The 13,676-nt window shown below is 28.6% G+C and carries 11 protein-coding genes and 1 pseudogene; 6 read left to right on the forward strand and 6 right to left on the reverse strand.

Annotated features, from left to right (window positions below; genetic code table 11):
• The first annotated feature begins 5 nt into the window (after positions 1–5).
• A complete protein-coding gene (locus N5A56_RS14185) occupies positions 6–3,491 on the forward strand; it encodes an efflux RND transporter permease subunit (protein ID WP_265726039.1) in 3,486 nt (1,161 codons plus the stop codon).
• A gap of 78 nt (positions 3,492–3,569) precedes the next feature.
• On the opposite strand, the gene N5A56_RS14190 is transcribed toward N5A56_RS14185, so the two are convergent.
• A complete protein-coding gene (locus tag N5A56_RS14190; protein WP_265726040.1) occupies positions 3,570–3,974 on the reverse strand; it encodes a hypothetical protein in 405 nt (134 codons plus the stop codon).
• A 116-nt stretch (positions 3,975–4,090) separates the two neighbouring features.
• Between N5A56_RS14190 and N5A56_RS14195 the strand changes: the two genes are divergently transcribed.
• Positions 4,091–4,573 carry a regulatory protein RecX gene (locus N5A56_RS14195; protein ID WP_265726041.1) on the forward strand — a complete coding sequence of 161 codons (483 nt, stop codon included), beginning with the start codon at positions 4,091–4,093 and terminating at the stop codon, positions 4,571–4,573.
• Positions 4,574–4,608: 35 nt separating this feature from the next.
• On the opposite strand, the gene N5A56_RS14200 is transcribed toward N5A56_RS14195, so the two are convergent.
• Genes N5A56_RS14200 through N5A56_RS14215 form a run of 4 tightly spaced genes read right to left on the reverse strand, consistent with a single transcriptional unit; the run spans position 4,609 to position 9,213 of the window.
• Complete coding sequence (locus N5A56_RS14200) at positions 4,609–5,415, reverse strand: T9SS type A sorting domain-containing protein (RefSeq protein ID WP_274270498.1); 807 nt, start codon at positions 5,413–5,415, stop codon at positions 4,609–4,611.
• Positions 5,416–5,440: 25 nt separating this feature from the next.
• The gene (locus N5A56_RS14205) at positions 5,441–8,041 is read right to left on the reverse strand and encodes a glycosyl hydrolase (protein ID WP_274270499.1); all 2,601 of its coding nucleotides are present in this window, start codon (positions 8,039–8,041) and stop codon (positions 5,441–5,443) included.
• A 1-nt stretch (position 8,042) separates the two neighbouring features.
• Positions 8,043–8,558, reverse strand: a complete 516-nt coding sequence (locus tag N5A56_RS14210) for a nuclear transport factor 2 family protein (RefSeq protein WP_265726043.1) — start codon at positions 8,556–8,558, stop codon at positions 8,043–8,045.
• A gap of 19 nt (positions 8,559–8,577) precedes the next feature.
• Positions 8,578–9,213: a hypothetical protein gene (locus N5A56_RS14215; RefSeq protein WP_265726044.1), complete on the reverse strand. Its 636-nt coding sequence runs from the start codon at positions 9,211–9,213 to the stop codon at positions 8,578–8,580.
• Positions 9,214–9,388: 175 nt separating this feature from the next.
• Here N5A56_RS14215 and N5A56_RS14220 point away from each other — a divergent pair, with 175 nt between their 5' ends.
• From N5A56_RS14220 to N5A56_RS14235, 4 genes and pseudogenes are all read left to right on the forward strand, one after another.
• Positions 9,389–10,339 carry an NAD-dependent epimerase/dehydratase family protein gene (locus N5A56_RS14220; protein ID WP_265726045.1) on the forward strand — a complete coding sequence of 317 codons (951 nt, stop codon included), beginning with the start codon at positions 9,389–9,391 and terminating at the stop codon, positions 10,337–10,339.
• A gap of 59 nt (positions 10,340–10,398) precedes the next feature.
• Positions 10,399–11,010, forward strand: coding sequence for a thioredoxin family protein (locus N5A56_RS14225; RefSeq protein ID WP_265726046.1), 612 nt, complete (start codon positions 10,399–10,401; stop codon positions 11,008–11,010).
• A gap of 87 nt (positions 11,011–11,097) precedes the next feature.
• Complete coding sequence (locus tag N5A56_RS14230) at positions 11,098–11,583, forward strand: ABC transporter ATPase (protein ID WP_265726047.1); 486 nt, start codon at positions 11,098–11,100, stop codon at positions 11,581–11,583.
• 2 nt (positions 11,584–11,585) lie between these two features.
• Positions 11,586–12,530: pseudogene (locus N5A56_RS14235) on the forward strand (ABC transporter ATP-binding protein).
• Between the two features lie 234 nt (positions 12,531–12,764).
• On the opposite strand, the gene N5A56_RS14240 reads toward N5A56_RS14235, so the two are convergent.
• Entirely contained in the window at positions 12,765–13,640 is an 876-nt protein-coding gene (locus N5A56_RS14240; RefSeq protein ID WP_265726049.1) for an AraC family transcriptional regulator, read from the reverse strand.
• Positions 13,641–13,676 lie beyond the last annotated feature (36 nt).

A 13,676-nucleotide genomic window follows, 5' to 3' on the forward strand; every position in this document is an offset into this window, starting at 1 on the left:
AGAAAATGTCAGAGAAAAACAAAGAAGTAAATAAAGAGTTTGGGTTTTCATCTTGGGCAATTTCCAACAAAACTACCATGTATGTAGTAATGTTAGTTATTTTTTATCTAGGTATTTCAGCTTTTTTTGAAATGCCAAGAGAAAGCTTCCCAGAAATTAAGGAAACAAAAATTTACATCAGTTCTGTGTATCCTGGTAATACTGCAGAAGATATAGAAAAACTAATTACAGATCCGTTAGAAGATAAACTTAAAACGGTAAGTAATGTAGTTGAAATTACATCAACATCTCAAGAAGATTATTCTATGATGGTGGTAGAATTTGATGAAAACATTACTGTTGAGCAAGCAAAACAAAAAATAAAAGACGAAATAGATTCTGAAACTTCTGGAGAAGATTGGCCTACATTTAATGGTGCAAAAGTAGAACCAAATGTATTTGCTTTAAGTATGAGTGAAGAAATGCCTATACTTAATATTAACATTTCTGGAGATTATACAATAGGAAAATTAAAAGAGTTTGCTGAACATTTACAAGATGAAATAGAAAATCTTAAAGAAATTAAGAAAGCAGATATTCGTGGTGTTCAAGATAAAGAAGTAGAAATTGCTGTTGACATTTATAAAATGATGGCAACAAAAGTTAGCTTTAACGATATAATTAATACGGTTCAAGGCGGTAATGTAACTATGTCTGCAGGTAATTTAATTACAAGCGGACAAAGACGTACCATAAGAATATTAGGGGAAATAGAAGACCCAAAAGAACTAGATAATTTTGTTGTAAAAGCAGAAAATGGAAACCCTATTTATCTAAAGGATGTAGCAAAAGTTACTTTTAAAGAAAAAGACAGAACAACTTACGCAAGAGAATCTGGTCATAGAGTAGTAATGCTAGATGTTAAGAAAAGAGCGGGTACAAATATGGTTGCAGCTACAGATCAAATAAAAGTAATTGTAGATGAAGCTATAAATAATTTTTTTCCTAAAGATTTAACAGTAACTGTTGCAAACGATCAATCTTCTGTTACTATAGCAGCTGTAGACGATCTTGTAAACAACATTATTTTTGGGGTAATTTTAGTGGTTATCGTTTTAATGTTCTTTTTAGGATTTAAAAATGCTGTATTTGTTGGTTTTGCTATACCAATGTCTATGTTTATGTCTTTAATGTTACTAAACTCTTTTGGTTATACATTAAACACAATGATTCTTTTTGGTCTTATTATGGGATTAGGAATGTTGGTTGATAATGGTATTGTAGTTGTAGAAAACGTATATCGTTTAATGGATGAAGAAGGAATGAGCAGAAAAGAGGCTGCTAAAAAAGGTATTGGAGAAATTGCTTTTCCTATTATAATATCTACTGCAACAACAGTTGCTGCATTTATTCCTTTAGGTTTATGGCCTGGTGTTATGGGTGAGTTTATGAAACTTTTACCAATTACTTTATCTATGGTTTTAGGTTCATCTTTAGTAGTTGCTATATTTTTTAATTCTGTTTTAGTTTCAGATTTTATGAGTATAGAAGACGAGAATATGCCTTTAAAAAGAATAATAAAAACTACAAGTATAATAGCTGGTATTGGAATTCTGATTTTAGTATTTGGAGGAACTTACAGAGCTTTAGGTAGTTTAATGGTTTTTACTGCAGTTATGCTTTGGGTATATCGTTTATTTTTAAGAAGATGGGCAAATAATTTTCAAACCAAAGTATTACCTCGTTTAGAAAATTGGTATGAACGCCAATTAAGAAGAGCTTTAAAAGGGAGAACTCCTTATTGGTTAATTGGTGGAACATTTGCTCTTTTAATTGCTTCTTTTATGGCTTTTGGTGCTTCTTTAGGAATGCAAAGAACTAAAGTTGAATTTTTTCCAGATAACAAACCAAATCAAATTGTTGTTTATATAGAATATCCTCAAGGAACAGATATTGAAAAAACAAATGCAATTACAAAAGAAATTGAAACCAAAGTATATGCTGTTTTAAATAATAAACAATATATGGATGGTGATCATAACTTTATGGTAGAAAGTACCGTTTCTCAAGTTGGTGAAGGTGCTGGAAACCCACAAACGGATGGTGGTTCATCTGCAGAAATGCCACATAAAGGAAAAATTACTGCTTCAATGCGTCAATATAAATATAGAAGAGGTGAAGACAGTGAATTATTAAGACAAAAAGTGCAAACTGCTTTAGTAGGTATTTATCCTGGTGTTTTAATTTCTGTTGAAAAAGATGCAAATGGACCGCCTGCAGGTTCTCCAATTAACATAGAAATTGAAGGTGATGATTATAATGAATTGATTGCGACAGCTCAAAAAATGCGTGATTTTATTAATACTAAGAGCATTCCTGGTATTGATGAGTTAAAAATAGATGTAAACAAAGACAAGCCTAGTATGCAGGTTATTGTAGATAGAAAAAAAGCTGGAGAATTAGGTGTTAATAGTTCTCAAGTAGCGCAACAAATTAGAAATTCAATTTTTGGTGCTAAAGCTGGGGTTTATAAAGAAGATGGGGAAGATTATGATATCTACGTTCGTTTTAATGAAGAAAATAGGTATAATACCAGCGCTTTATTTAACCAGAAAATTACCTTTAGAGACAATAGTGGTAAAGTAAAAGAAATACCAGTTTCTACGGTTGCTAAACATTCTAATAATTCTGGTTTTAATGCTATTAAACATAAAGACACAAGACGTGTAGTTACTTTATATTCTGCTTTATCTCCAGGTTTTACTGATGCAGCTGCCATTGTAAATCAAGTGCAGCAAGAAATGGAATCTTATAAAGATTTACCAAAAGGTATTAAGATTGATTATACGGGTCAAATTGAAGAACAAAATAAGCAAATGGCCTTCTTAATGGGAGCATTAGTTACAGGTTTAGGCTTAATTTTCTTTATTTTAATTTTCCAATTTAACTCAGTTTCTAGACCAACTATTATTATGCTTGCTATCTTTTTAAGTTTTATTGGGGTATTTGGCGGTTTAGTTATTACAGGTGATGCTTTCGTTATTATGATGACCATGATGGGTATTATTTCTCTTGCTGGTATTGTAGTAAATAATGGTGTTGTATTGTTAGATTATGCACAATTATTAATAGATAGAAAAAAGTTAAGTTTAGGTTTAGAAGAAGAAGAATTTTTAACACTAGATCAATTATACGAAGCAATAGTTAGAGCAGGTAAAGCACGTTTAAGACCGGTTTTATTAACTGCAATTACTACAATTTTAGGTTTAGTTCCTTTAGCTATTGGGTTAAACATAAACTTCTTTACTTTATTTAGTGAGTTTAATCCTCATATTTATATGGGTGGAGATAATGTTATTTTCTGGGGACCTTTAGCTTGGACAGTTATTTATGGTTTAATTATAGCAACATTCTTAACTTTAATTGTAGTACCTATTTTATTCTTTTTATCAATGAAATTTAAAATGAGAGTTAAAGGTTTATTAAAAACACCAGAAGCAATTACAGAATAAAAGAATTAATTTTTATTGAAATAAAAAGGCTTAAAATCTCTTTGATTTTAAGCCTTTTTAAATTCGTTAAAACAGGTTTTATAAACTTGAACTTATTACTTGGTTTTTACCCATTTTTATACTTATACTGCTTCCTTTAGAGTCTATAAAAACATACTCTAAATAACACATATCGTCTTTATAATCGTTCAATACATTAACATGCCTAAAGCCTAATAATAATTTAGGGTTCTTATAAAATTTAGATAAATAAATTAATAAGATTTTAAAAACTAACTGGTAATTTTCTTCAAAATAATGTATCGCATTTATTTGAAAATTATTCATACTATGCAAATAACTTACACTAATATTATCTGCGTATAAATTACAATAACCATCTGTTTCTATGTCTAAAAACACCTTATTACCAGCATCATTTACTTTTCTAAAACCTAATGATGATGATATATAAACATAATCATCGTAATCTCTTGTTTGCATTTGCTATAATTTATGTTTTTTGTAGATCTTAATACATCAAATATATTTTATTTTTCCTGAAAAAACGGAATAAGATTTCTAGCCATTAACTTTAAACCTTTTTGTAAGTTTGTCTAATGACCAAAAAAGTTTTTACAGTTGATGAAATTAAACGAAAACTAGAACAATATTGTGTTTATCAAGATAGATGTCATAAAGAAGTTGAGCAAAAAATGCGGGATTATAATTTAATTCCAGCAGCAAAAGAATTGATCCTTTTAAGCTTAATGCAAGACAATTTTTTAAATGAAGAGCGTTTTTCTAAAAGCTTTGCTAGAGGAAAATTTAGAATAAAAAACTGGGGAAAACAAAGAATTATAAGAGAATTAAAGTTTAGAGATATCTCTACTTACAATATAAAAACTGCCCTCAAAGGAATTGATGAAAATGAATATCTTAACACCATTTACAGAATTACTGAAAATAGAAATGACGTAATTTCTGAATCTAATATTTTTAAAAGAAAGAAAAAAATGATAGATTTTTTAATGAGAAAGGGTTATGAGAATGACCTAATTTTTAAAATTGTTAACGAAATTATACAAAAAAAGACCTCATAAAATGAGGTCTTTTTTATTTTTAAAAAACATCTAAGTTATTTTAATATCACCTTTTTTATAGCTTGTTTACCATCAATACTAATTTTAATAAAATACAATCCTTTGCTTTGATTAGAAAGATCTACGTTAGCCGAATTTAAAGCTACTTTGTTTCTACTTACTATCAATTTACCTAAATAATTATAAACTTTTACATCTGCTTTACCATCTATAGACCAAGAAAGATTAAATATACTATTAGAAGGATTTGGGTATACTAAAAAGTTTTTTTCAAATTCTTTACGTTCTATTGAAAGTACTTTACCTTCAATACCAAAATCATCAATAATTACTCCTTCTTCATTTTCTGCATCATCTGCAAAAAATTTGAATCTAAAAATCACACTCGATTCAGAAGTTAAAGCAGCTAAATCATAACTGTACTCATGTAAGTTAGCATTTGTACCTCCGCCAGAATTATTAGACTCTCCTAAACCTGTCCATTGCTTTCCTGGTAAATTTGAACCTCCAGAAGAATCTGTAGTAGCAGAGCTATTATACCAATTTGGAGAAGTAGCATCACCTAATATAGTCCAAGTTTTTCCTAAATCTTTAGAATACTCAAATGTTAAATAATCCCACTCATTTTCTATATCAAAGCCCATTTGAAATTTAACCTTTGGGTTTTCTATAATAGATAAATTATAGCAATTAGAGTAAAGGTAACTAGTAGTTTTATCTGGATAATTCTCACCTAATTTTGTTCCATAAACAAAATTTCCAGAAGATGCAGTATTTAATAAAGCATCTGTGGGAGCTCCAATTTCCCAAATATTACTGTCTCCTAAAGTTACTTCTTGCAATAAGCTTTGATCTGTACTTTCAAAATTATTGATAAATATTGGATCTGAAATAGAACTCGTTTAATTTAAAAGTAGAAGAAGCAAAATTATTATCTATAAAGCCATCATTAGTTAAGTTAATTGTTACATTAATACTATGATTTCCAGATGTTAAATTCTCAGATGGTAAAGCAATTTCTTTAGTTGCTAAAGAGCTTAAAGAACCATTCCAATCAAAAGATTTTGAAGTTCCATTATCATAAGAATATTCTATTGTAAAATTCGTAAGTGTATTTACACCATCGTTTTTAACAGTTATCATTGGTACAACAGAATCTCCACAAGTAATAGTACCGTCTAAATTAGAAATTTCTGTTAATTGAACATCTTCAGGAGCTAATACTTTAGGTATATCTGTAGAAAAAACACCTCTACCATAAGTACCAGCATATAATTTCGAATCTTTTTCGTTTATTTCCAAATCTCTAACAGCAATATTAGGTAAATTGTTATCAAATACTTGCCAACTAGTTTCATCATCATTTATATAATAAACACCTAATGCTGTTCCAATATATATTGTATTTTTTCCACTTCTATTATGGTATTTTAAAGTAAATTTACCTTCTGATGGCACATTTGTACCAAGAGTTTGGAATGTTGGTGATGCATCATTAATATTATTTGATACATACACATTATTATTTGTTACAACCCATATAGTATTAGAGTCATTTGGGTTTACTTCCATACCGTTTATAACTCCACCAGGAAATCCAATAGATGTAAAACTTATTCCAGCATCGTTGGTTCTATATAGTTGACTAGATTGTGCTAAAAATATATTATTGTCATTACTAGGATCTACTTCTATATGATCTAAATCTCCAGAAAACCTAAAAGATGAAGTTGCCACCCAAGCATTATTTACTAAACTATAAAGTTTTTTATAACCTGCATACAATTTACCCTTACTATCTGAAACTAAAGGCGTAACCCATTCTCCTCCACTATCATTAGTTCCTGTTTCTTCAGAAGGTGCTCCAACTCCACCATCTCTTGTTAAACCTCCATCTGTAGAAGTATACATAGAACCTCCATACTGAATAAAACCATGATATGTGTCTGGTGCTGCTTTACTAATTGCACAATCCATACCATCTGCTCCATGATACACATTCCATTTATCATCTGAATAAGCAAAACCACCATTATCTTGTAAACCACCAACAACATTACCAGAATTTTGTACGGCAACAGATATTTTATAAAATTGACTGATTGCTAGATTATTTGTTAAGTCTGTAAAAGAATTACCATTATCTGTAGATTGATAAAAACCTCCATCTGTTCCTGCTAATAATTTACCTTGACTATATCTTAAAAAATGAATATCACCATGTGTATATTTACGATCGTTTGGTGCATTCCAATTATTTACTTTAGTAAAATTATCTCCTCCGTCTGTAGTTTTCCAGATATTTAAACAACCTACAAATGCAATATTTTCATCAGTATCAGATACCGCTAAAGCTAAATCGTACCAAGCTTGGTTACTTTCTAAAATATTCTCTGTTTCTCCCATTTTAGTAAATGAAACTCCACTATTTACAGATCTGTACAAACCGTAAAAATCTCTAGAAGAATTATTTCGAGAACTCAAAAAATACACATACTCAGGGTTTGCTGGCGTAACATCTAAAACAATTCTTCCTGCTCCTCTAAATAAAGGTATAATTACAGGCATAAAAGAATCTCCACTATTTGTTGATCTAAAAACAGAATTAGTACTAGCTGCATACCAAGTAGTTGAATCTCCTGGCTTCATTTTTATATCTTTTATATTACCAGATAAAACTTGATTCCATTCTGTACCACCATTTGTAGTTTTGTAAACTCCTTCATTAGAAGCTACTAATAAAGTTTGTGTATCATTTGGAAAGATATAAATATCATTCATAGAAAAACTTGTAGAAGTACTTATATTACTTGTATTACTCCAATTAGAGCCACCATCTACAGATTTCCATACTCCAACAGAATACGTATCTCCAGCATCATCATCTCCAGTAGTTATGTAAATTATATTAGAATCCGAAGGATCTATTGCTATACCAGAAACTCCTATTTGTGGTAAGTTATCTACCAATGGTACCCAAGAGTTACCAGCATCTGTAGATTTCCATATACCTCCTGCAGGCGCTCCTACATAATAAGTACTTGGGTTATTAGGGTCTATTGCTACAACATTAACCCTACCTTGTCCAGAAGACCAAGAGGCTGTATTTGTATGAGAGGTTGGCCCTAAAGGTTGCCAGTTACTAACATCTACAGCAGCATTACTTTTGTTTCTTTGGTTTTTAGTTTCCCAAGCATCCCATAAATCTTTAGCAGGTTTTACAACACCTTGTTTATTTGTATAAAAACTCCAATGGTATTTCCATCTTTCAAATGGTTTTAAACCACTTCCTTTTGAATTTCTATCTATGGTTTTAAAAAACTCTTCTGCAGATTTAGATATTTCATCAATTGTTAAAGCCGAAGATTTTCTATTTTCTCTATTACTGTTCCAAGGAGCATTTGTTTGTATTTGCGATTGAGCAACTAAAGAAATAAACAGTAAAATAAATGTAGTTTTTTTTATCATTTTATAAATTTATTGAGGAATATTGAATCATTTTTTTCTTTGCTGATATTACAGCTTGTACATCATTATTAGGAATTGAAACCGATAAAACATAGTGTTTTATTTTCCAACTTTTTTTGTTTTTTTCTAAAACGCCAGACCCTCTACAAGTTCCCATCCAAGTAGTAAGTAGTTCATCGAACCAAACAAAATCTCCTGTTTTATTGATATAAATATTTCGTTCTAACGGTTTAAAGCTCCAAGCTTTACCGCTATCAAAATAGGGTTTACTAAATTCTTTAAATTCTTTTTTACCCCAATTCTCAGATGCATCTGTTCCAATAAAAACAGAAATACTATCCATTAAACCAAAATATTGATTAAATTTTGCTTCTGAAGCAGCTTTATGCCAATTATTAATTAGAGTATTAACCTCTGTTTTTATAGATGCTTTTTCATTTAATGAAATTTCATTTATTCCATTTTTACAAGATAAACTAAGAAATAAAACAAAAATAAAATGGTAGGTTTTCTTCATCTTTAGATCGTTTCTTTTTTTAACGAGAGCGGTTTTTTCTTTTTAGGATAATACACTTTCTTTTTTTCTTTAATTTCTGATCTAGAAACTCTTTCTTTATAGACTGCTTAGAAACGGTATCAATTTTAGTAGAGTCTAAACCTATAAAACTAACATCTACATCTATAGCTTCTTCAAAACGTTTTTTAGATAGTAAACTATTAACTTTAGAATTAATAGCAGAAAATGCTTCTAGTACTTTATCTGTTTGTTCGTTAATTTTTTTAGCTTCTATAGAAGGTATAAAAGTCATATCTGCCAACCTTAATGTTTCATTATATAAGATATTAACTCTAGCGTTAAAAGATTGTATACTAAATAACTTGGGTTTAACACTGTCTTTTAGCGACTTTACTAAACCTTTTAATTCTAAAGCATTACTTAAAACTTCGTTTGGAGATGCTTTTTTAAATCTAGCCATAAAATTGACTACAGCTATTAACTCTTTCCAATCTTCAATATCTTTTATATAAGTAGAGTTTACTTTTTGAACACTAAAATGCTCCTTAACAACACTTAAAAGAGGTTTTGATGTTTGTGTATCTTTTGTTTCTTTCTGTTCTTTACTACAAGAGAAAAATAAAGAAAATAATAAAAAATATAATAGGTTCTTCAAATTATAAAATTGAATTGTAAAAATAAACATTTTTATTACTTAGTCTTAAGTAATAAACAATAAAATATAAATCTAGTAAAAACATTTTTTTATTGAATAATTATTTAAAAACATTTTTAATTACGAATACCTAAATTAAGTACCTTTGTTTATTATAATAATTCAATTATATTTAATGAAAACGATTGTTTTAGTTTTAGGAGCGAGTGGTCAAATAGGTACAGAACTTACTCAAAGATTACGTCTTTTATATGGAAATGATAATGTAATAGCTTCAGATATTAGAGAAGCTAATGCAGAAGTTATGGCTTCTGGACCTTTTGAAATTATAGATGCAACAGATAAAGAAACTATTTTAGCAACTATTAAAAAGTATAATGTAAATCAAGTTTACTTATTAGCAGCTATGTTATCTGCAACTGCAGAAAAAATGCCTCAAAAAGCATGGGATCTAAATATGAATTCTTTGTTGGCTGTTTTAGATTTAGCTAAAGATAAACATATAGAAAAGGTTTATTGGCCTAGTTCTATCGCTGTTTTTGGGCCTACTACTCCAAAAGAAAATACACCTCAAAAAACAATTATGGAACCTTCTACTGTTTACGGAATTAGTAAGGTTTCTGGTGAGTTTTGGTGTAACTACTACTATGAAAAATATGGTGTAGATGTACGTAGTTTACGTTATCCTGGTATTATTTCTTGGAAAACGAAACCAGGTGGCGGTACCACAGATTATGCTGTTGATATTTACTTTAAAGCTTTAAAAGAAGAAAAATATGAATGCTTTTTATCTGAAAATACACGTTTGCCAATGATGTATATGAGCGATGCTGTTGAAGCAACAATTAAATTAATGCAAGCAGACTCTAAAGATGTAAAAATTAGAAATGGCTACAATTTAGCAGCAATTGATTTTACTCCTAAAGAAATAGCATTAGAAATTAAAAAACATATTCCGGAGTTTGAAATTACCTATAAACCCGATTTTAGACAACAAATTGCAGATAGTTGGCCTCAAACTATAGATGATTCTCAAGCAAGAAAAGACTGGAATTGGAAACACAAGTTTGATTTAAAAGCAATGACTGAAGATATTATCTTTAATTTACAAAAAATCAAAAACTAACTAAATGTAAGTTTTTCTGTTTTTTTTCGTCTTAGAAAATAAAATAAGTAAAATTAATTATGAAAAACATTATCAACAAAAGCTTAGAGAACACATATAGTTATCAAGAATATAAAGATTTAATTAAAAATCTATTAGCAGAAAATAAATCTACAGGGCCAAATCAATCAGACGATTTAACAAACTATAGTATGTTAAACGATAGAAGAATGAAGCGTTTAGATAAAACTATTAAAATTTCTGAAGAATCTACCACTGAAATTCAAAAAGTAAAAGAAGCACAAACTTGGTTAGTAATAACAGAAGGTTGGTGTGGTGATGCTGCTCAAAATTTACCTGTTATTAATAAAATGGCAACATTAAACAATAACATTGATTTAAAAATTGTTCTTCGTGATGATAATTTAGAATTAATGGATTTGTTTTTAACAAATGGAGGTAGATCAATACCAAAACTTATAGCTTTAGATAAAGATAATAATGTAATCAATACTTGGGGGCCAAGACCAACTGTAGCAACAAAAATGGTTGCAGATTATAAAGCAAAACATGGTAGTTTAGATCCAGAATTTAAACAAGATTTGCAAGTTTGGTATAATAAAGACAAAGGGAAAAGTACTCAAGAAGATTTTGTAAAATTAGCTAATTCTAAACCAGAAATTATCTCTTAAAGTTTAAAATAATAATTTATAAACCGCAAATTTGAATTCAAGTTTGCGGTTTTTCTTTCTGTATATTTGCAAAACTAAAATTGTACCATGTTTGTAGATTATAAATCGATTTCTAATGATGCTAAAGTTTGGGTGTATCCTTCAAGTAGAAAATTTTACCCAACTGAAATTGAAGAAATTGAAGAAAAAATAAAAACATTTGTAGAAAGTTGGAAAGTAGAAAGCGAAAACTTTAAGGCTTCTTATCAGTTTTTATATAACAGATTTATTGTTTTAGTTGCAGAAGATGAAACAGCAGCTTTAACAAATGTAGATATCGATGCTTCGGTAACCTTTATATTACAATTACAAGAAACGTATAAAGTTGAGCTTCTAGATAAAATGAATGTTTGTTTTAAACAAGGTGAACATGTACAATATAAAGAGCTTAAAGATTTTAAAAAACTACTTAAAAATAGAGCTGTTACTGCAAAAACTATAATCTTTGATAACTTAATTAACAATAAAGAAGACCTAGAAAATTTTTGGGAAATTACAATTGAAGATAGCTGGTATAACCGTTTTTTAAAATAGTTATGCTTAAAGTAAACAACATCTCTTTTGGGTATTCTAAAAAAAAGTGTTTTAGAAAATTTTAAATTTACCTTACATAAAGGTGAACACCTGTGTGTAATGGGAGAAAGTGGTTGTGGAAAATCGACACTTTTAAAAGCTATTTACGGCTTACTAGATTTAAATAAAGGAACCATTTATTGGGATGAAAACCAGGTTTTAGGCCCAGAATTTCATTTAGTACCTGGTATGGATTTCTTTAAATATGTAGCGCAAGATTTCGATTTGATGCCTTATATTTCTGTTTCTGAAAATATAAAAAAATTCCTATCACGCTTTTATCCTGAAGAAAGTGAAAAACGCACACAAGAATTACTAGAAGTAATAGAAATGAAACCTTTTGAACACACTAAAGTTAAGAATTTAAGTGGTGGTCAAAAACAACGAGTTGCTATTGCAAGAGCTTTAGCAAAAGAACCTGAATTGTTATTATTGGATGAACCTTTTGGTCAAATAGATAATTTTAAAAAAACTCTTTAAGAAGAAAATTATTTAAATATTTAAAAGAGAAAAATATTGCTTGTATTGTTGCTACACATGATAAAAATGATGCGCTTTCTTTTGCAGACAAATTAATAGTTATTAGAAAAAATAAAATTATTACAAACGAACACCCTTTAAATATTTACAATAATCCTAAAGAAAAATATATTGCTGCTCTTTTTGATGATGTAAACGAAATTAGAATCAATAATAAAAATCACCTTTTATATCCTCATCAAATTAAAATTACAGAAAATTCTGATAACCAAATAAACTTTGCTAAGGTTCAAAACTCATACTTTAAAGGCTCTTACTGGTTAATTAAAGCTATATATAATAAACAAACAATATTCTTTAATCACGCATTCAAAATATCTGAAGAAGAGGTAATTAAAATTTCATTTACGCTGCCAATAAACAATTAAGTGTTTTTTGAGAAAATAATAATACTAAAAAAAGAAACCACCTTTATTCTAAAATGAATTAAGGTGATTGAATTATATACTTTTTCATAAGAACCTAAAAGTTAAACTCTAAGAAAAAATAGGGGGGCTATAATTTTCTTTAATTGGAATATTAAATATTCTTTGACAAAATTATAAGAAAACGAAACACAAAAAAGGTAAAAAAACAACTTTAAACTGTAAAAAAGGGAAAAACTATGGTTTATGAATTTTTCTAAATGCTTCTGGAGTTGAATTTGTATACTTTTTAAAGTACTTATATAAATTAGTAGGATCATTAAATCCTACCTTAAAAGCAATCTCTTTAATAGAATAATCTGAATGTAATAATTGTCTTTTAATTTTTATAACTACTGTATCATTTATAAATTCTTTAGCAGGCTTATTTGCTACAAAATTTACAACTGTATTTAGCTTTTTTGTAGAATAACCTAATTTATTAGCATAATCAAACACTTTTTTTGTAGTAGCATATTCCTGCTCTAATAAGTTTTGAAATCTTATAAACTCTTTTAAGTAATTACTTAATTGCACTTTACTATGTCCTTCTGCTTTAATTCTGTAAATAAGAGTAATAAGAAGGTGAATAAGGCTTCTAATTATTTGTAAACTATATTTATCTTTAATTGTAAATATTTCATTCTCAATAGCTGCAACTAAATTTACAACTCCTGCAAAATCTTGATCTCTTAACTGCGTCTTAGGTGAAGTAAGCAGTTCGTTAAACATTTGAATAGATTTAGCTACCTCAACTTCATTTAAATATCTATTTAAAAATTCTTCTTTAAAACAAAGTAAATATCCTTTTGTATTGTTGTTTATATAAAACTTATGAATTTGATCTTTTCTAATAGACATAATAGAACCTTTACTATAATCATAGTCTGTAAAATCTATGGAGTGTATTCCATCGCCCTCAGAAATAAACAATAATGTATAAAAGTCTACTTTATGATTTGAAGTAATTTCCTCGCTATTTGGCTGTTTAAATAAGTCTTCAATTTTTAAAATATTAAAATTCGATTTTTGGAAATTTTTAGCGTAGTGGGTTATAAGGGAGTTTTTAGGCATTTTTTTGAGGGATTATGAATTATAAAAATACAAAAT

Source organism: Polaribacter ponticola, assembly GCF_026191475.2.
GTDB lineage: Bacteria > Bacteroidota > Bacteroidia > Flavobacteriales > Flavobacteriaceae > Polaribacter > Polaribacter ponticola.

Bases quoted from the DNA above. Each gene is read 5' to 3' on its own strand.
- N5A56_RS14220 (WP_265726045.1), top strand. From the start codon at position 9,389: ATGAAAACGATTGTTTTAGTTTTAGGAGCGAGTGGTCAAATAGGTACA.
- N5A56_RS14190 (WP_265726040.1), bottom strand. From the start codon at position 3,974: ATGCAAACAAGAGATTACGATGATTATGTTTATATATCATCATCATTA.
- N5A56_RS14205 (WP_274270499.1), bottom strand. From the start codon at position 8,041: ATGATAAAAAAAACTACATTTATTTTACTGTTTATTTCTTTAGTTGCT.
- N5A56_RS14210 (WP_265726043.1), bottom strand. From the start codon at position 8,558: ATGAAGAAAACCTACCATTTTATTTTTGTTTTATTTCTTAGTTTATCT.
- N5A56_RS14230 (WP_265726047.1), top strand. From the start codon at position 11,098: ATGTTTGTAGATTATAAATCGATTTCTAATGATGCTAAAGTTTGGGTG.
- N5A56_RS14195 (WP_265726041.1), top strand. From the start codon at position 4,091: ATGACCAAAAAAGTTTTTACAGTTGATGAAATTAAACGAAAACTAGAA.
- N5A56_RS14225 (WP_265726046.1), top strand. From the start codon at position 10,399: ATGAAAAACATTATCAACAAAAGCTTAGAGAACACATATAGTTATCAA.
- N5A56_RS14240 (WP_265726049.1), bottom strand. From the start codon at position 13,640: ATGCCTAAAAACTCCCTTATAACCCACTACGCTAAAAATTTCCAAAAA.
- N5A56_RS14185 (WP_265726039.1), top strand. From the start codon at position 6: ATGTCAGAGAAAAACAAAGAAGTAAATAAAGAGTTTGGGTTTTCATCT.